Below are 17,093 nucleotides of genomic sequence, written 5' to 3'. Positions count from 1 at the left end.
ACGAAGAATAAGAGCTACCTGATTGTAGAAAGCTTAGGTGTCGCGCTGGGTAGCGCGGCTTTTTTCATTTTACAGGTACGTGTATAAAGCCATTGTTACTGCGGTGCATCATCATATAAACTAGACATATGTCGGAATAAGCACTCAGAAGGTGGAGATAGCTATGGAAATTAAGATAGAGTTGCCGAAAATTCCTTCAGACTTACCTGTATTAACCGATGAAATGTACTCCTTACGATCCAAGGATGAATTTAACACGGGGTCTGTAGAGGATATGACCATGGATAATGTGGAAGCTACCAGGGTTTCGTTTGAGAAGATGACTTTTAAAAATGTTACGATTATGGAATCGTCATTGCCGGAAAGTGAATGGACAGATGTTATTTTCGATAAATGCGACCTGTCTAATATTAACTTTTCCGGTTCCTTTATTCACCGGGTAGAGTTTAGAAATTGCAAACTTCTCGGAACAGACTTCTCCAGAAGCAGACTCCAAAATGTTCGTTTTCTGGATTGCTTAGGGGATTATTCAATGTTTCGCTTTGCCAATTTCAAGCAGGTTGGTTTTGAGGATTGTTCATTGATAAGCTCCGACCTTTATCATTTGACGCTACAAAAAACCTTTTTTACCCGTTGCAATATGGATCAGGCCATGCTGTCGGGGTCCAAGCTCAAGGGGATTGATCTGAGCGATTGCGAATTTGATGGGCTACAGGTGGATATCGAAGACCTGGACGGGTGCATGATCTCTCCACATCAAGCTTCGTCTTTTGTGGGGCTGTTAGGGCTAGTGATTAAATAAGGGGGATCATTATGTTTCAGTATCAGGAGCAGCAATATGAGGGCATTGATTATAGCGGGAAAGATTTAAGGGATGGTGAACTTATTCGTTGCACCTTTGAACGTTGTACCTTTACGAACGGTTCGTTGGAGGAAATCATGACCAGCGAATGTCGTTTTATCGAATGTGATTTTCAAGGGGCACTGTTGAACGGTTCTATTCATACTGAATCGGCTTTTATAAATTGTAACTTTATTGAAGCCAATCTGTTCGTCTCCAAATTTAGCAATTGTAAAATGACGGGCTCAGACTTTTCAAAAGCAAAAATAGACGGCATTACGCTCGTTCAGGGCGATTGGTCTTATACCAATTTGCGGCAGGCCCGGCTGGAAAAGCAGGATTTGAGAGGAGTACGCTTTTATGAAGCCGATCTCTCGGATGCCAATCTGCAGAAGGCAGACCTCAGAGATTGCGACCTGACCAGAGCTATTTTAGCTCATGCCAAGCTACAGGGAGCCGATTTACGTGGTGCTACTATGGATGGAGTCGATTTTAAAGCACTTGTTGTCAAAGGTGCACGGATGGATCGGGACCAGGCGTTGGCGTTCTTACGTTCATATGGTGCGAAGGTCGATTGAGGCGAAGATTCCACTCATTTTTTAATACTATCCCAAGCCTGGCGCAGACGGTTAATGCCTTCAATCATTTGGTGTTCCGTTAAATGGGCAAAAATAAAACAGGCGGATGGGGGACCTGGCGTCAGTTGGTAATCGGCTGCATCACGCCATGTGACTCCGAAAGACCGGGCCGCCTGCATCAATTGCTGATACTGAGCAGGCTCATGCTTCCAGACCGCATAGGCATGCAGGCCGCAGTCAGTCTGATGCCAGTGAAACAGTCTACTCAACTGCTGCATTTCGCGCTGGAACACCTCGTAACGTGATCTGTACATCCGGGTCATCCGGCGCAGATGGCGAACAAAGTCGCCGCGTATCATAAAGCGTGCCAGTGCGCGCTGTTCCAGACGGGCAGGCGGCAGAGGGTCATATAGCCGTTTGGCGGCTGTTAGCGCTTGAGTCAGTGCAGCGGGCAGAATAGCGTAGCCCAGTCGAAGACTGCTGAACATGCTTTTGGAAAAGGAACCGACATAGATGACACAATCCGCGCGATCCAGTGCTTTCAGCGGTTCAATCGGTCGTCCTGCCCAACGGAATTCGCTGTCATAATCATCTTCGATAATCCACGCGCCTCTGGACACCGCCCATTGCAAAATATGTTGACGGCGTGCTAATGGCAATACAGCTCCGGTTGGAAACTGTCGTCCCGGTGTAACAAATAGTAATCTGGAATCCCAATCCTGCGGAATAATTCCTTGTTGGTCCAGCTCAGCAACTTGCACCTGTCCGCCCGATGCGGTAACCGCACGGTGAATACCGGGATAACAGGGATTTTCCAGCACGATGGGATCTTGCTCATTAATAAGCAACTGGCATAATAAGGTGATCACTTCCATGGAGCCACTGCATAATACGACTTGATCTGGGTGGGCCATAATTCCCCGCGTTCTTCCAACATGCTGACAAATCGCTTCACGCAACCATTCATCGCCATTCACGGGTGCTGTCATCAAGGCAGACGAAGGCTTTTGCAAGTCTTTTCCAGCGGCAGCCGTTGCGCTTTTCCATGCGGTCAGTGAATTGCCTTCCAACACCACTTCTCCTGCCTGAAAAGAAATCAGGGGTTGTTGAGCCGCATCTTCATTTACACCAGAAGCAGAAGACGGCCGTGACTCTCTTTCCATCTGCATAATCCGTTGTCCATGTGGACAGAGCTGGGGGTGTTTGTTTAACAGAAGGTGCTTGCCGGGTCTGCTTATCAATCGATGATGTGTTGGGTAGCAACGCGGTTTGTTCAATGACAAAAGTCCCTCTGCCTACCGCGGTTTCCACATACCCTTCTGCCAATAGCATATCGTAGGCTTCTGCAACACTGCCCCGCGAAATTCCATACATCACAGCCAGATCACGACTTGAAGGCAGGCGCGTACCGCTGGCAAGTGATCCGTTCAGAATTCCTTCCCGAAGAGCATGATACAAGGCCAAATATTTATGATGATACAGTTGAATAGCACGCTGATAAGCAATCGTAATATCCATAACCTTCTCCTTCCATTGGACTACTCATTTTCGATCATATTGGATCTATTCATTGATCCATCTTCAACATAATCTGAAATGTATCGCTGGTCAATAGACGAAAGGAGCATGATCCATGAGAAGAAAAGAATTTACGGTGGCAGAAGAAGAGGAAATAGAGCTATTTCTGAGCGAGGTCAGCTTCGGTTTTCTGGGTATGAACAGCGAGGATGGGTTCCCGCGGGTTGTACCCTTGAATTTTGCTTATGGAAATGGTGTTTTTTATATTCATGGCAGCCGTGCCGGAGAGAAGATGGAACGGATGATGGAGGACAACCGGGTTACTTTTTCCGCTGCCAAAGAGTATGCGCTCATCCCGTCTTATTTTACGGATGAACATATGGCATGTCCGGCGACATCATTTTTTAAAAGTATTACCGTGCGAGGTCATGCGGAACAGGTAGTGGAACTGGAAGAAAAGGCATCTGCCTTTTCCATTTTTATGAGTAAGCTGCAACCGGAGGGCGGCTATGAACCTATCGATGCCAGCGATCCCCGGTATGCTTCACGTCTGAAAGGGGTCGCGCTGATCAAGATTGTACCGGATGAGTGGACCGCCAAATTCAAATTCGGGCAGAATGTTAAAGAGCAGGAACGTCAACAGATTATCGACGGTTTGCAAAACCGAGGGCGGGATGATGATCTGACAACCATTGAAATGATGCGCAAATATTGTCCTCACCACTGATCCGGCGTCATCATTCTTGCTTGCTCACGGTCTAATTGGTTAATACTACCTTAAAGGGAGATGCCCTTATATTTTCAAAACCTTCATTTCTTCTGTATTAGGACTTTGGAAGGACAGGCATATATCATCCTCAAGCCCGTTGTTCTTACCGCAAGGGAACCTTATAATACGATAGATTTGTGGAGTAAGGGGGCAAGGACCGTGACGAGAGCAGGAGTCAGAAGTCGGGAAGGTCGACGGTTGTTACTGGAGGCGGGGGCTGAGGAGTTCGCTCAGACCGGTTTTTATCAGACCAAGGTAAGTTCGATCGCGGCGCGTGCGGGATTGACGCAGCCGGATTTTTATATTCATTTTGAGAGTAAGGAACAAATGTATGAGGAGCTTGTTGAGAGCTTCCGAGTGTTGGTGAATGAGACGGTCCAATGCATGAAGGTGGAACCGGATCAAAGCCAAGCTGAAATTTTGAGCCGGGGGCTAGTGTTTCTGGAATCCGTTTTTCGTATGTTATCCAATAATTCGGCGATAACCCGTGTCGGATTTTACCAGGCGTCGGACTCGGTGCGTATCAAGGCAGAAATGGCAGGTCATATTAAAAAGCATCTGCTTGCGGCACAACGATGGGGTTCTTGCCGTGAGGAATTGGACCCGGAGCTGACGGCGGAATGCGTCGTTGGTTTGATTGAACGGTTGACGTTAACCAAATTGCTGACTGGACGCGAAAGTCCATCCGTACTTGCCAAGCAGACGCGAAACCTGCTGTATCACGGCATGCTGGCGCATGGAGGATAACGGAACCAAAGCGAAAGACCTACATTTGGGCGGGAGGCGCGGCATCTGTACCTATCATGGTTGGCAACATACGCATAAGATGCTTTTGTAAACCATGAAGGGAGGAATCAGTATGTCTGGAGTAGGCGCTGGTTATGGAGCTTTCACATCTACAGGAGCGATTCTGGTACTTTTCATTTTGCTCGTTATCATCTCTAAAGCATTCGTTATCTAACTCGTTGTTAACAATCTGAATTGAATTCAGGCGATGTATTTGTAATCAACGGAGGGAGGAGGAATTTGAGATGGGTGAAGTAGACAGAGGTTGTGGCGGTGGTGGCTACGGCATGTGGACTTCCACTGGTGTTATTCTGGTACTCTTCATTTTGCTGGTTATCATCACTCGCACTATTTTTATCTAAATTATATATTTCATGGGCTTGAGCGCCGATGCTTCGCGCCTATGAACATGCAAGTCAAAACAGGAACCGTCTCTAATAGGAGCGGTTTCTTTTTTTTCTCCAAAGTTAACGTTGACGTTAACGTTAGATAGGCGTAGTATTTATATATAAACTTTTTCATAAGGTGGGTGTCATGGTTACGTATAAAATTGATGAGGTCGCCAAGCAATGCGGTTTGACCAAGCGAACCATTCGTTATTATGAGGAAATCGGTCTGTTGCCCTCCCCGCAGCGCAGCGAAGGGAATATGCGGCTGTATACGCAGGAGGATGTGGATTTACTGAAAAAAATTGTGAGTGCCAAGGAAGTGCTTGGTTTCTCCCTGCAAGAGCTTCAGCGTTACATGTCCGCTGCGGAAATGCTCAAGGGTCAGCGGGAGGAATATCGTGAACGAACGGATATCCTGCATCCTGTTGAGCGCCGGGCCATGTTGGAGGATATGGAGGTAACACTGAACGAACAACTGGAGCTGATGGAGGGAAAAATCAACAGCATTCGTATGCTCCAGACCGAGCTGGAGGAGCTGCGGGTCAGGGTTCGCGAACGAAAGGTTCTGCTTGATAAGGAGCTTGGCAGCGACCCGTCATAAGCGAATCATTTTACATTTAGATATGGAGGTTACATCCTACTATGAGTTCACAACACGCATTACCTGATGAGTTAAAGTTACCTGATGAGTTAAAAAAACAGGCAGGCTTGCTGTCTCAGCCCAAGGCGGTATGGGCGGTTGCTTTTGCCTGCGTTATTTCATTTATGGGACTGGGATTAGTCGATCCTATCCTTCCGGCCATCGCCGATCAGCTTCATGCCACCAAGAGTCAGGTGTCACTGCTGTTCACCAGCTATAATCTGGTGACAGGCGTAGCTATGCTGATTACGGGCGTAGTGTCCAGCCGATTGGGTGTCAAATGGACGCTGCTGACCGGGATATTGTTGATTATTGTGTTTGCCGGGTTGGGAGGTACAGCCGATACGGTTGGCGGGATTGTGGGCTACCGGGCAGGCTGGGGTCTGGGGAACGCTCTGTTTATTGCTACGGCGCTATCTGCCATTGTTGGTCTGTCCACTTCGGGAACAGCCAAAGCCATTATTTTGTATGAGGCGGCCCTGGGTCTCGGGATTTCGGTCGGCCCGCTGCTTGGCGGTGAGCTAGGCTCCATTTCTTGGCGCGGTCCGTTCTTCGGTGTAGCTGCGCTGATGGTGGTGGGATTTTTGTTCATTACATTTATGCTGCCTTCGATTCCGAAGCCTAAAAAGCGCGGTTCGATTGCTGATCCGTTCAAAGCGCTCACTTATCCGGCCCTGCTAACGCTGGGCATTGTGGCTTTGTTGTATAACTTCGGATTTTTTACGCTGATGGCGTATTCTCCATATGTGATGCATTTGGACGAGCACGGTTTGGGCTATGTCTTTTTCGGCTGGGGGATTATGCTGGCCTTTACCTCGGTGTTTGTAGCACCGAAGATTCAAGCACGCTTTAGCGTGGTATCTTCCATTAGTGTCATGCTGACGCTGTTTGCCATTGATTTAGGCGTTATGGCGATAGGAACAGTCGCAGGCTCACCGAAGACCGTCATTGTTGCGGTGATCGTGGCTGGTATTTTTCTGGGGATTAACAATACATTGATCACAACGGCTGTGATGCAGGCAGCTCCGGTGGAGCGCTCCACGGCATCTGCGGCTTACAGCTTTATGCGTTTTTTGGGTGGGGCAATCTCGCCGTGGCTTGCAGGGAAGCTGTCCGAGTGGTATACGGCGGAAACTCCATTTTATTTTGGCGCATTGATGGTACTGCTGGGTGTAGTGGTACTGATCGTACGTCGTCGACATATGCAGGATATACAGATTGATGCTCACTAAGAATGAACTTCTGAGGAGGAAAAGAGTATGAGCGAATACAAGCATATTCTGGTTGCGATCGATGGTTCGGAACACGCTATGAAGGCGTTGGAGACAGCCAAAGCGCTGTCCAAACAGCTTCAGGGTGAACCGCGTCTGACCGTATTGCATGTGAATCCGGCTTTATCCATGAATGAGCCCCCGGTTGGGGTGGATGTGGATGAGCGAATGGAGGAGGAAGGGCGTCATATATTGGAGCCAGCATCCGACTTTTTGAAGGACGAGGGTATTTTGTACCGTATGCTGACGGGTCATGGTGATCCGGCGAGCATCATTTGCCAAAGTGCAGAGCAGGAGCAGGCGGATCTGATCATTATGGGAACACGGGGCAAAGGGCTGGTTTCCGAAATGATCCTGGGAAGCGTCAGCCATCATGTGATCCAGCATGCACCTTGCCCTGTGTTGACGGTAAAATAAACGGTAAAAAAGCCTGTCTGAAAAGGGACGGAGATACGCATGATGCGTATACCTCCCCAGATCAGCCGGGCTTTTTTAGTAGTGATATCAGCGAAAAATTTTCCGAACCCACTTGAGTTTATCCCCGTAAGGCGGGAATAGAAGCTTGTTGTTGACCTTGGAGTTTTTCTTCATGATACTTTTGGTGTGAGAGAAGAGATCAAAGCTATATTTTCCATGGTAACCGCCCATACCAGCTGCTCCAACGCCTCCGAAGGGCATATGAGGGTTAGAAATATGAGACACCGTATCGTTCACACATCCACCTCCAAAGGACAGGCGGGTAAGCACTTCATGTTCAACCTGTTTATCTTCTGTAAATAAATACAGTGCCAGTGGCTTCGGATGATCCATTACCGTTTGGATGGCCTCTTCCAGCTGTTCAAATTCCAGCATCGGCAGAATCGGCCCGAATATTTCATCCTGCATCGCAGCATCTGACCAGGATTGGGACTCCAGAAGGGTAGGTTCAATATAGAGGTCTTCCCTAAGCGTTGTGCCACCAAAGCGTATATTCTCTCGATCCTGCTCAATCATAGCAGCCAATCGGTCAAACTGTCGCTCATTAACGATACGGCCGTAATCGCTGCTTTGCTGAGCATCCTGACCATAAAAGCTTGTAATTGCAGCTTTCATCTGCTCCATTAGTTCCTGCTGAACCTCTTTATGGACAAGCACATAATCAGGGGCAATGCAGGTCTGACCCGTATTCATCATCTTTCCCCAAATAATACGTTTGGCCGCAATCTCAATATTCGCGGATTGATCCACAATGACCGGGCTTTTTCCTCCCAGCTCCAGAGTGACAGGTGCCAGATTTTTGGACGCCGCCTCCATGACAATTTTGCCAACCCCCACGCTCCCCGTAAAGAAAATATAGTCAAAAGGGGCGTTAATCAACGCGGATGTGACCTCCTTTTCGCCTTCAATCACCCGGATATAAGACTCATCGAAGGTTTCACGTATCAGCTTCTTGATGACGGCGGCAACGGCAGGTGTATTTTCGGATGGCTTCATAACGACCCCATTCCCTCCGGCGATGGCACCAATGAGCGGCTCAATTAACAATTGAAATGGGTAGTTAAACGGCCCGACAATTAGTACCGTTCCGTAAGGCTCCTTGTACATATAGCTTTTGGTTAGAGGATGATAAATAGGTGTTTTCACCTTTTGGGGCTTCATCCATCGCTTGAGGTGCTTTGTCATATAACGAATACTGTCCAGAGTAAAGCCGATTTCCGTAGTGTAGGCTTCAAATTCATTTTTGCGTAAATCCTGATACAAGGCGGTCATAATCGGTTGCTCATAACGTTGGATGGCATGGGTCAACTTCCGTAACTGCTCTAGCCGAAACTCAACACTGCGGGTTTGCCCACTGTGAAAAAATTGGCGATGCTGCTGTAAAATGTGGCTGACCTGCTCTGATGTTAGCTGTTCCATAAAGTACGTACCCTCCTATTCATCCTTTCTATTAAAGGCAGTCCCGCTCCAGCGTTGTAACTAGGTTTTTCAATAACTGTATCGAATCCTTCAAGGCTAAAAAATAATGATGCTCCGTGCCTCGTTGTTCCAGTTGGACGACTCCCGCATTCTTCAGAAGCTTCAAATGGTGGGAAACGGCAGGTCGTGACAAAACCAAATGCTGCGTAATATCGTTGACGGTCATTTTTCCATTCTCTGAAAGTAACAGCAGAATATCCTGACGGTGCGGTTCGCTTAAAGTCTGAAAAGTAGGAATGCACGCTCGAAGCAGCTCGATTGCTTGTTTTCCCATACTATAGTATCTCCTTAAATGTTTAATCATTTAAACCTAATGGAAGGAGTATAGTCTTTTTGATGTGAGTATTCAAGTCGAGCAAAAGAATAACATACAAAATAACACTAGATACAAAGAACCACCGGATACAGGTTCTTTCGCCTGAATAATATCAACCGGCGGTTCTTTATGCCTAGTATGAAATTCTCGCCATGGTCATCCATTGTTTTTTGTCGGTTAGCTATGATGTTTCGTAATACAGTTCAAATGTAATGGTGCATGGGATTGGTGATGTTATACCTATGTAGGATAGCAATCTGTAGTTATAGCATTTTTTTAAGCTGGGATATACGGGCTTGGGAAACCTCAAGTATCTTTGCATATTCGTGCTGTGCTGCATTGGGTTGCTTTTGCATCAATTCTTTTAGGCTTTCGATCATCTGTTGCGTTGATCGACGCAGACGTTTGGATTGCTTCAATGGCCTTTCCCTGTTAGAGAAAGTCGATTTGGACGGCCTGGTGATAGGGCTGAAATTCGTACCATTTTTCAAATCACGAATACATTCCCCACAAATAAAGCTGTCTCTAAAATAAGTCAATTGCTCCGCCGAACCACACATTTTACATGTCACCCCGGTATATTTTCGTAAGGCGAGAATACCCGTTTCCTCATCAGCAAAAATCTCAACAGGATCACCCATCTTGTAATCCATTGAAATTCGCATCTCTTTGGGAATGACGATACGACCTAACGAATCTAAGGGACGTGTCATACCTGTACTTTTCAAATGATAACCTCCTTTTTTATATCCTTATAATACTAAATAAAGAGGAGAAAAAAAAATAGGCTTAGAGAAGCAATCGCATATATTAAGTAAACTGTTGAAAAGTATACAAAAAAATTCTATAAAATGGTATACTTTTTTGTGGAAAAATAATAATTTTAGCACAGCTTGCGTCTAATACCAGATTGAAATCGGATTTGTGCCACAGAGCAGTAACGTAACTTTATCCTATGAACGTTAAAGGGGTTGTTTATTGTGAACCATACAATCACGATTCGAGCAGAGCTTGATACATACATGAAGACAAACGGACTGAATATTACCCGACTTGGACGAACAGCAGGACTGTATTCAGCAAATGGCCGATTTGTTAATGGACAATCTGGTGTATTCCTTGTTGTAGTTTAATGTGGCGGAAGACTTCTTCAAAGACGGTAAACATGCGGCGGCAGCCATCCTTTACGAGAGCGTGGCGATCAGTGAGAGAAAGCAATATTCGGAACGACTGGCCCTTTGCCAGTATCGTTTGTTTACGATTAACATCGGAGATGACCAAAATCAAAACTTTGAGGCAGCATGCCATTTTCATCCCTTTGTAGAGCGGCTTGATGAAATAGACCAGCTTGATGCGCTGAAAGACCTGGCGAATGTGTATCGTTCCTTGCGTCAGTGGGGGAAGGTTGATAAGACAGTCCAAAAAATGCGGGATAAAGCCAAAATCCAATACTCCCTAGACCATCGTCAGAATAAGCGAAAGAAAAGGGAAAATGAAAAGAAAACAAGGGGGCCATTGTTTGGATACATCGCCTATGCTGATTTGCTATGCGCAAGTGTCTGTGAAGCACATGGAGATTATGAGCAGGCATTACAATATACTTACGCTTACGCTGATTTAAGCTGGGTTAAAGAGACGGACGAGGATACGCAGCATTGGGCACAAGTTAATATCTATGTAAATAAGCTTTTATCTGGAGATGTAAGTGTGCTCTCTGATTATGTGGAGTATATTTGTACGACTGTGGATAAATCGGAAAAAGAAATGGTTACAGAGCTTTTGAATATTATGACGGCTGCTAACCGCTATTTCTCATTACTTTGCACTCTTTTCTATGAAAACTTATACTTATAGTTAAAGCTAACTTTAAGAACTACAATAAAAACGAGGAGGGGAATGACTATGTACTCCATCAAAGAAGTTCAAATCAAGAGTGGATTGCCTGCATCAACACTTCGTTATTATGAAAAAGAGGGTATATTACCTGATGTCGGTCGGGATGAAGGCGGGAGAAGAGTATATACGGATAAACAAATCGACTGGATCAGGTTTGTCATGGCTATGAAAGATACCGGGATGACGATTGAAGAGATTAAGGCATACCTTGAGCTTAATGCAAAAGGCGAAGCCACCGTGCATGAAAGAAGAGATCTTCTCGTAGCTCATAAGAAAAAGGTAGAAGAACATATGGCCCAAACACAACACAATTTGGAGAAAATCATTCAGAAGATTGCCTACTATGATCAAGTTGTTATGGGAAAAAGCTTCTCTTAACCAAGCATTTGATGCAAAGGTAAAAAAGCCAAAGCCGTTTGCTTAAAAAGCAAACGGCTCTTCGGAGGGAGCAGGGCACTATATATTTCTGGTAACCTCATACGCATCCCAGACAGCGTACATAATATTTTGTACTTGCTTGGCATCACCGATTAAGTAGGCTTCGGAAACGTCATTTTGGATGTCTTCATAAAGCGATTGTTGAGGAGTATATCCTACAGCTAGAATCGCTGAATCGGCCTTTAGAATCGTTTCTTCACCATTTTTGTTTTTAAGAACAAATTCTTGATCGTTGGCATCGACAATTTTGGCGTTGGTCAGGAGATGGATATCCTTAAATGCAACAAGGTCACGCAGCATATCTTCATTTGCATGGCACAGGGGTCCGCCTACGGTTAAAATATCTTCTTGCATTTCCACCAAGGTTACTTTTTTACCTTGATCAGCAAGCCAGAGTGCAGTTTCGCATCCCACAAGCCCGCCCCCGACAATTACAGTGGAAGCACCGGGATCTTTTTTCCCAAGCAGAACCTCTTCTGCGGAATACACCTTGGTAGATGTACCGATGGAGAAGGTTTTTGGAGAGGAGCCGGTAGCAAAAATAACGACATCTGCTGCATATTCCTTTACGGTAGTCCGGTTAACCTCGGTGTTCAATCGGACGTCAACTTTTAAATCCTTTAGTTCCCCTTCGTACCAGGCCGCAAGTAAATGATCGTCTTCCTTGAAGTCTGGAATTCCGCCCGGGATTAGATTACCTCCCAATCGGTTATTTTTATCAAATAAGGTAACGTGATGTCCCCGAATAGCAGCTACACGGGCAGCTTCACATCCTGCTGGCCCTCCACCAATCACCAAAACTTTTTTGGACTGGTCTGCTTTTCCGAGTGCGTAGTCTTTTTCTCTGCCGCAAGCTGGATTAACGGCACATGAAATTGTTGCAAAAGATGCCAATCGCCCCATACAGCCCTCCTGGCAGGAGAGGCAGGGACGAATCTTTTCTATTTTCCCAGCCTTGATTTTATTGGGGATATCAGCATCAGCTAACAATGGTCGACCAAGTGCAATCATATCGGTTTTTCCTTCACGTATAGCCTTGCTGGCCAAGTCTGGATTATCCAATCTGCCAGCAGTAATCACAGGTACCTTTAGAATGGTTTTTAAAATTTTGTTATAAGGAAGATAAAGTCCTTTTTCCTGATACATGGGGGGATGTGCCCAATACCAAGAGTCGTAAGAACCGACATCGCCATTGAAAGCATCATACCCGGCTTCCTCTAATATTTTGGCAGCTTCAATTCCCTCTTCAATATCCCTTCCCTGCTCCTTAAACTCTTCGCCTGGCAATCCGCCTTGACGCCAATCTTTAATAAAGCTTTTGATGCTGTATCGAAGAGATACCGGAAAATCCTGTCCACATTCAGCTTTGATGGCTTGAACGATCTCTATGGCAAATCTTAAGCGGTTTCTCAGACTTCCTCCGTATTCGTCTTTCCGATGGTTAAAGAAAGAAATCGCAAATTGATCCAATAAATAGCCTTCATGAACCGCATGGATTTCAATACCGTCAAAGCCTGCCTTTTTGGCAATAGCTGCGGATTCCGCAAATTTTCTGATATAGGTGTGGATTTCGTCAATGGTCAGCTCACGACAAGTTACATCGGGAAGCCAGCGATGAGGAATGGGAGAAGGGGCGACAGCTGTTTTACCAACAATTGAAGGGATACTTACCCGGCCAAATCCTGCGGATAATTGTAGAAATATTTTTGTGCCGTATGCATGAATCCGCTCCGTCATCATTTTACCCGTTTTAACGAAATTCAAGGGATTTAGAGTAGGACAGGGCATGGACGGCAGGGCACATTTCTCAATTTCATTTTCAACCATCGTTACACCTGTAATGAGTAGACCTGTCCCACCTTTTGCCCGTTCAACATAATATTCGACGCCACGTTCATTAAAGGTACCATCGGCATCACAAAGCCCACCAGGACCCATGGGAGCCATTACAAAGCGGTTTTTAATTTCCAGTTTTCCAATTTTCATAGGCTCGTATAAAATTTGATGTTCTTCTTTCATAAGAATACCTCCTAACTATGGATCATTCGTTTAACTGAATGCATTCACCGAATGAATTCAGTATAGAATAGGAGCAGGTATTATTATGTGATTTTTTTCACAATTAAACAAAATAGCATTTCCTATTATAATTAAGTAATATGAACAGGGCACCTGAGAAAGAGAAATACTTACAATAGAGAGGGAGAGTAAGTGAGTGTCAAAAAAACAATTGAATGGACGCAAGCTGCAAAGTCTGCAGACTAAAAAAAATATATACAACAGTACATTAGAGCTCATGCATGAAAAGAGCCTGGAAAAAATTAAAATTGAGGATATCTGTCGGAAGGCCGGCGTGTCAGTAGGGTCATTTTATAATCATTTCAAGACTAAAAGTGATATTTTGGTAGAGATGTATGCACAGGCGGATGGCTACTTTGAATTGAAATTTAAGAATGAACTACCATCAGAAAGTATTATGCAGGATCTTATTCAATATTTTGAGGTTTATGCGGAATATAATCAGAATGTTGGTTTAGAGACGGTGCAACAGTTATATACAAGTAATAACAAGCTTTTCATTACTAAAGGTCGTGATATGCAAAATATACTTCAACAGATTATAGAGAGAGGGCAAGCCGTGGGAGAGTTGGATCAAAGCATGACATCCGAAGAGATAACAGACTACTTATTTATTGCAGCTCGTGGGGTCATGTACAACTGGTGTCTTCATGATGGCGACTCGGATTTAATTGTAAATATGCGTGAATATATGAGTCGTCTGATCACGATCTTTAAATAAAGGAATTGATTTTATCCTAGTCACAGGGACGGTTCACCACACGCTTAACGGGTAAAAGGTAATACTAGGGCAATAATGCTGGGTTGACTCTCACGCCACGTGAGGCTGTAGACTGCGTAACAAGGGAGGTGAAGCGGAATGGCTTACACGGTGAAGGAAGTATCCGGTCTGTCGGGAATCAGCGTACGAACATTACATTATTATGATGAAATCGGATTGCTGAAACCGCACCATGTCGGGGATAACGGGTATCGCTATTACGAACAGGAGCAACTGTTGAGACTACAGCAGATTATGGTATACAGAGAGCTGGAATTACCATTATCCGACATTGGCGACTTGCTGGAGCAGACGAAGGAAAAAACGGCCGAGGTTTTGTTGGAGCATCGAAGCAAGGTGCAGAACAAAGTCTTCCGCTTGCATACTCTCCTACAGACCATCGACGAAACGGTGGCTCATGTGAAAGGAGAACAGACGATGAAACCGGAGCAATTGTACCAAGGGTTTGACCCGGAAAAGCAGGAAATGTATGAACGTGATCTGACGGAACGTTATGGTCATGAGGCTGATGAAAAAATTCAGGAGAGCAAAACAGCAACGAAGAACTGGTCCAAAGAGGATTATTTGGATTCTCAGGCAGAGGCGGATCAAATTCATCGGCAGTTGGCAGAAGCTATGAATAAGGGATTGAAGCATAACAGTGAAGAAGTACAGGCTTTGATCCGCCGCCATCTCCAATGGGTAAGCAGATTCTATACACCTACAGCAGAGATTTATAGCGGGCTGGGAGACTTGTATGTGGAGCATGAGGACTTCAGAAAAATGTATGAAGGATATGAACCCGGATTGGCTGAGTATTTGCGAGACGGGATGAAGGTGCTGGCCGAACGTGAATTAAGCTAACTCAACAGCTGGTGGGAAAGGCTGCGAGAAGAAGTATAAAAAGGGATGAACAGCAAGCTAATTTAATGGCTTGCTGTTCATCCCTTTTGCGTGTAAAGCAGTTTTACATGCTGCTGTGTGTCGCTCTCATGCCTTGCTGACTGTTGTTACCGTAGTGTTGCATGTTACCGCTGCCTGCATGTTGCTGCCCAGTTGCACCCATGTGTTGCGGAAAGCTTTGATTCATGTGGCTTCCCATACCATAGGAGGACGGTTGCATACTACGGGAGGCGTAGTTATCGCCAAAGCCGGGTTGAGTCATTTGGCTGCTGGAGCGGATGGTGTTTTCCAACTGACTACACAATTGAATGACTTGCTGGCATTGCTGCACAGCTTGTTGATGGTGCTGGATTGCGGTTTGGATCATTTGAGCTGCATTACGTTCACGTTGCACCAGATCCTCTAGATTGGATGCATTTTGTTGCTCCTGTTGCAGTAACTGCTGATACATGGCAGTTCCTTGCTGTGTTTGTTGTACCAATTGCTGCATAATTTGTTCACATTGACGAAGCTGCTGTTGTGGAGCCATGGTGTTGTTGTACATTGTCATCAATCTCCTTCACCGGATGGTTTTGGGTTCCAGACCCTCATATATTGTGGCGAAGGAAGACGATGATTATACGCGGATTTTGATTACAAACTGGCTACCAGAATAGCCGTAAATTCCTCTAGGAATACACGATCTTCGTGGTCAAAGCGGGCTTTTAGCGGGCTGTCAATGTCCAGCACTCCCAGCAGTTCCCCGTTCTTGATGAGGGGGATGACGATTTCGCTGTTGGAAGCCGCGTCACAGGCGATATGGCCCGGGAACGCATGGACATCTTCTACGACAAGGGTCCGTCGCTCTACTGCGGCTGTACCGCATACACCGCGTCCCAGCGGAATTCGTATACACGCAGGCTGGCCCTGAAATGGACCGAGTACAAGCTCGGTTCCATCATAGAGATAGAAGCCGCTCCAGTTAATATCCGGCAGAAAATGACCAAGCAATGCAGAAGCGTTCGCCAGGTTTGCAATAGTATTGGGTTCATCATGAATGAGTGCCCGGAGTTGTCCAAGAACCGATTCAAATTGTTCGTGACGTGTGCCTTCGTAAGGGATAGCCTGAAACATGTAGTCCACGCTCCTATCAGTGAATTTTTTACCATTATCTGTTGTATATGTGGGCAGAAAAAGGTAATTCTGCAAGCTACTTTTACCATTGGTTAATTAATTTAAGATATAACGATTGTATATATTCAGTCAAGAGGAAAATACATCTGTAACCTTTTCAGCGACCTTCGTACTCTAATCTTTGTACAGCGTAATTTCAGGAGAAGAACAAGAGTTGTCAGGTATGAAAAAGGTACATAGTTCAATCAGCTCAGGAGTGGTGGCCAGTCTGATTCTGACGGTAGTCGTACATTTTATGAAAAGTGGATCGCCTTCGCTGCTTGGTTTCTACAATTCAAAAGGGTTGCCACTCATTTGTTTCCGGCTTGTTTCCTATGGGTAAAAACAATATAACGATGTTGGCTTAAGCCGGGAAGGAGCTACAACCATGCATGCAGATGTTCAAAATTTGTTTATCCGTATACAGATGCTTTCCTATGCACATCAAAACGATTTGACAGTGAGAGATATCCAACCTGTACTCGAAGAACGCGGATACCGCGTAGGAGAACGCGAGGTCAAGCAGGAGCTGGAGAACCTGACGCAGGAAAACTTCCTGACCCCGCATGGAGATTTGTTCAGCATTACGGGCGCAGGGATCGAGGAATTGAAGGAAATTCAGTCGATGCTGGGCGTATTGTACAAGGATGTTGTGAAGAAACCGGCCCGTGCCTCCTCCTAAAGTGGCATTGGAATGCAGAGTATAGTCAACATTCATGTCTGCCTAACTACTTGGAAATGAGCGACTCAAAACATACCCTCCTGTCTCATGGATGCCGGATCGGCGCATTTGTGGAGCAG

Annotated in this window: 20 protein-coding genes and 2 pseudogenes; 15 read left to right on the top strand and 7 right to left on the bottom strand. The window is 45.5% G+C overall.

Going from position 1 to position 17,093, the window contains the following annotated elements:
- Window positions 1-163: 163 nt before the first annotated feature.
- Both ABH897_RS15755 and ABH897_RS15750 read left to right on the top strand, forming a co-directional pair.
- Window positions 164-802, top strand: a complete 639-nt coding sequence (locus ABH897_RS15755) for a pentapeptide repeat-containing protein (RefSeq protein WP_134911259.1) — start codon at window positions 164-166, stop codon at window positions 800-802.
- 11 nt (window positions 803-813) lie between these two features.
- A complete protein-coding gene (locus tag ABH897_RS15750; RefSeq protein WP_283654598.1) occupies window positions 814-1,419 on the top strand; it encodes a pentapeptide repeat-containing protein in 606 nt (201 codons plus the stop codon).
- A 14-nt stretch (window positions 1,420-1,433) separates the two neighbouring features.
- Here the strand turns inward: ABH897_RS15750 and pdxR are convergent.
- Window positions 1,434-2,937 (bottom strand): annotated as a pseudogene (gene pdxR / locus ABH897_RS15745) (MocR-like pyridoxine biosynthesis transcription factor PdxR).
- Window positions 2,938-3,052: 115 nt separating this feature from the next.
- Between pdxR and ABH897_RS15740 the strand changes: the two are divergent.
- The 6 genes from ABH897_RS15740 to ABH897_RS15715 all read left to right on the top strand — a co-directional run bounded on the left by ABH897_RS15740 (window position 3,053) and on the right by ABH897_RS15715 (window position 7,209).
- On the top strand, window positions 3,053-3,664 hold the full coding sequence (locus tag ABH897_RS15740; RefSeq protein WP_283654600.1) for a pyridoxamine 5'-phosphate oxidase family protein: 612 nt from the start codon (window positions 3,053-3,055) through the stop codon (window positions 3,662-3,664).
- 201 nt (window positions 3,665-3,865) lie between these two features.
- The gene (locus ABH897_RS15735) at window positions 3,866-4,453 is read left to right on the top strand and encodes a TetR/AcrR family transcriptional regulator (protein ID WP_283654601.1); all 588 of its coding nucleotides are present in this window, start codon (window positions 3,866-3,868) and stop codon (window positions 4,451-4,453) included.
- 112 nt (window positions 4,454-4,565) lie between these two features.
- The gene (locus tag ABH897_RS15730; RefSeq protein ID WP_014599460.1) at window positions 4,566-4,667 is read left to right on the top strand and encodes a hypothetical protein; all 102 of its coding nucleotides are present in this window, start codon (window positions 4,566-4,568) and stop codon (window positions 4,665-4,667) included.
- 359 nt (window positions 4,668-5,026) lie between these two features.
- Complete coding sequence (locus ABH897_RS15725; RefSeq protein WP_283654602.1) at window positions 5,027-5,482, top strand: MerR family transcriptional regulator; 456 nt, start codon at window positions 5,027-5,029, stop codon at window positions 5,480-5,482.
- Window positions 5,483-5,523: 41 nt separating this feature from the next.
- Window positions 5,524-6,753, top strand: a complete 1,230-nt coding sequence (locus ABH897_RS15720) for an MFS transporter (protein ID WP_283654603.1) — start codon at window positions 5,524-5,526, stop codon at window positions 6,751-6,753.
- Window positions 6,754-6,780: 27 nt separating this feature from the next.
- Window positions 6,781-7,209: a universal stress protein gene (locus ABH897_RS15715; RefSeq protein WP_283654604.1), complete on the top strand. Its 429-nt coding sequence runs from the start codon at window positions 6,781-6,783 to the stop codon at window positions 7,207-7,209.
- 87 nt (window positions 7,210-7,296) lie between these two features.
- Here ABH897_RS15715 and ABH897_RS15710 read toward each other — a convergent pair whose 3' ends face one another.
- The 3 genes from ABH897_RS15710 to ABH897_RS15700 form a co-directional block, all read right to left on the bottom strand.
- On the bottom strand, window positions 7,297-8,688 hold the full coding sequence (locus ABH897_RS15710; protein WP_283654605.1) for an aldehyde dehydrogenase: 1,392 nt from the start codon (window positions 8,686-8,688) through the stop codon (window positions 7,297-7,299).
- A gap of 31 nt (window positions 8,689-8,719) precedes the next feature.
- On the bottom strand, window positions 8,720-9,022 hold the full coding sequence (locus tag ABH897_RS15705; protein ID WP_404519709.1) for an ArsR/SmtB family transcription factor: 303 nt from the start codon (window positions 9,020-9,022) through the stop codon (window positions 8,720-8,722).
- A 305-nt stretch (window positions 9,023-9,327) separates the two neighbouring features.
- The gene (locus tag ABH897_RS15700; RefSeq protein ID WP_283654607.1) at window positions 9,328-9,792 is read right to left on the bottom strand and encodes an AbrB/MazE/SpoVT family DNA-binding domain-containing protein; all 465 of its coding nucleotides are present in this window, start codon (window positions 9,790-9,792) and stop codon (window positions 9,328-9,330) included.
- Between the two features lie 252 nt (window positions 9,793-10,044).
- Between ABH897_RS15700 and ABH897_RS15695 the strand changes: the two genes are divergently transcribed.
- The 3 genes and pseudogenes from ABH897_RS15695 to ABH897_RS15685 all read left to right on the top strand — a co-directional run bounded on the left by ABH897_RS15695 (window position 10,045) and on the right by ABH897_RS15685 (window position 11,338).
- Window positions 10,045-10,197, top strand: a complete 153-nt coding sequence (locus ABH897_RS15695) for a hypothetical protein (protein WP_283654608.1) — start codon at window positions 10,045-10,047, stop codon at window positions 10,195-10,197.
- A pseudogene (locus ABH897_RS15690) lies at window positions 10,124-10,873 on the top strand (transcriptional regulator); the annotation flags it as partial. The gene ABH897_RS15695 and the pseudogene ABH897_RS15690, both read left to right, overlap by 74 nt.
- Window positions 10,874-10,966: 93 nt before the next feature.
- Window positions 10,967-11,338, top strand: coding sequence for a MerR family transcriptional regulator (locus tag ABH897_RS15685; protein ID WP_283654610.1), 372 nt, complete (start codon window positions 10,967-10,969; stop codon window positions 11,336-11,338).
- Between the two features lie 78 nt (window positions 11,339-11,416).
- On the opposite strand, the gene ABH897_RS15680 is transcribed toward ABH897_RS15685, so the two are convergent.
- Window positions 11,417-13,417: an oxidoreductase gene (locus tag ABH897_RS15680; protein ID WP_404592375.1), complete on the bottom strand. Its 2,001-nt coding sequence runs from the start codon at window positions 13,415-13,417 to the stop codon at window positions 11,417-11,419.
- Window positions 13,418-13,613: 196 nt separating this feature from the next.
- Here ABH897_RS15680 and ABH897_RS15675 point away from each other — a divergent pair, with 196 nt between their 5' ends.
- Together ABH897_RS15675 and ABH897_RS15670 are read left to right on the top strand one after the other, a co-directional pair.
- Window positions 13,614-14,198 (top strand): TetR/AcrR family transcriptional regulator, encoded by a 585-nt coding sequence (locus tag ABH897_RS15675; RefSeq protein ID WP_283654612.1) that lies wholly within the window; start codon window positions 13,614-13,616, stop codon window positions 14,196-14,198.
- A 138-nt stretch (window positions 14,199-14,336) separates the two neighbouring features.
- On the top strand, window positions 14,337-15,101 hold the full coding sequence (locus ABH897_RS15670) for a MerR family transcriptional regulator (RefSeq protein WP_283654613.1): 765 nt from the start codon (window positions 14,337-14,339) through the stop codon (window positions 15,099-15,101).
- A 103-nt stretch (window positions 15,102-15,204) separates the two neighbouring features.
- Here ABH897_RS15670 and ABH897_RS15665 read toward each other — a convergent pair whose 3' ends face one another.
- Together ABH897_RS15665 and ABH897_RS15660 are read right to left on the bottom strand one after the other, a co-directional pair.
- On the bottom strand, window positions 15,205-15,684 hold the full coding sequence (locus ABH897_RS15665; RefSeq protein ID WP_283654614.1) for a hypothetical protein: 480 nt from the start codon (window positions 15,682-15,684) through the stop codon (window positions 15,205-15,207).
- Between the two features lie 89 nt (window positions 15,685-15,773).
- The gene (locus tag ABH897_RS15660; protein WP_134911241.1) at window positions 15,774-16,253 is read right to left on the bottom strand and encodes a GAF domain-containing protein; all 480 of its coding nucleotides are present in this window, start codon (window positions 16,251-16,253) and stop codon (window positions 15,774-15,776) included.
- A 214-nt stretch (window positions 16,254-16,467) separates the two neighbouring features.
- On the opposite strand from ABH897_RS15660, the gene ABH897_RS15655 reads away from it, so the two are divergent.
- Window positions 16,468-16,635 carry a hypothetical protein gene (locus tag ABH897_RS15655; protein WP_283654615.1) on the top strand — a complete coding sequence of 56 codons (168 nt, stop codon included), beginning with the start codon at window positions 16,468-16,470 and terminating at the stop codon, window positions 16,633-16,635.
- 45 nt (window positions 16,636-16,680) lie between these two features.
- Window positions 16,681-16,974, top strand: coding sequence for a hypothetical protein (locus tag ABH897_RS15650; RefSeq protein WP_283654616.1), 294 nt, complete (start codon window positions 16,681-16,683; stop codon window positions 16,972-16,974).
- Window positions 16,975-17,093: the final 119 nt, after the last annotated feature.

Source organism: Paenibacillus sp. RC73 (genome assembly GCF_044908085.1).
Taxonomy (GTDB): domain Bacteria; phylum Bacillota; class Bacilli; order Paenibacillales; family Paenibacillaceae; genus Paenibacillus; species Paenibacillus terrae_A.
Note: the sequence above shows the minus strand (reverse complement) of the source record. Positions and strands in the feature narration are given on the sequence as shown.

Coding starts and splice junctions, on each gene's coding strand:
- ABH897_RS15755 (WP_134911259.1), top strand. CDS start 164: ATGGAAATTAAGATAGAGTTGCCGAAAATTCCTTCAGACTTACCTGTA.
- ABH897_RS15750 (WP_283654598.1), top strand. CDS start 814: ATGTTTCAGTATCAGGAGCAGCAATATGAGGGCATTGATTATAGCGGG.
- ABH897_RS15740 (WP_283654600.1), top strand. CDS start 3,053: ATGAGAAGAAAAGAATTTACGGTGGCAGAAGAAGAGGAAATAGAGCTA.
- ABH897_RS15730 (WP_014599460.1), top strand. CDS start 4,566: ATGTCTGGAGTAGGCGCTGGTTATGGAGCTTTCACATCTACAGGAGCG.
- ABH897_RS15725 (WP_283654602.1), top strand. CDS start 5,027: ATGGTTACGTATAAAATTGATGAGGTCGCCAAGCAATGCGGTTTGACC.
- ABH897_RS15720 (WP_283654603.1), top strand. CDS start 5,524: ATGAGTTCACAACACGCATTACCTGATGAGTTAAAGTTACCTGATGAG.
- ABH897_RS15715 (WP_283654604.1), top strand. CDS start 6,781: ATGAGCGAATACAAGCATATTCTGGTTGCGATCGATGGTTCGGAACAC.
- ABH897_RS15710 (WP_283654605.1), bottom strand. CDS start 8,688: ATGGAACAGCTAACATCAGAGCAGGTCAGCCACATTTTACAGCAGCAT.
- ABH897_RS15705 (WP_404519709.1), bottom strand. CDS start 9,022: ATGGGAAAACAAGCAATCGAGCTGCTTCGAGCGTGCATTCCTACTTTT.
- ABH897_RS15685 (WP_283654610.1), top strand. CDS start 10,967: ATGTACTCCATCAAAGAAGTTCAAATCAAGAGTGGATTGCCTGCATCA.
- ABH897_RS15680 (WP_404592375.1), bottom strand. CDS start 13,417: ATGAAAGAAGAACATCAAATTTTATACGAGCCTATGAAAATTGGAAAA.
- ABH897_RS15670 (WP_283654613.1), top strand. CDS start 14,337: ATGGCTTACACGGTGAAGGAAGTATCCGGTCTGTCGGGAATCAGCGTA.
- ABH897_RS15665 (WP_283654614.1), bottom strand. CDS start 15,684: ATGTACAACAACACCATGGCTCCACAACAGCAGCTTCGTCAATGTGAA.
- ABH897_RS15660 (WP_134911241.1), bottom strand. CDS start 16,253: ATGTTTCAGGCTATCCCTTACGAAGGCACACGTCACGAACAATTTGAA.
- ABH897_RS15650 (WP_283654616.1), top strand. CDS start 16,681: ATGCATGCAGATGTTCAAAATTTGTTTATCCGTATACAGATGCTTTCC.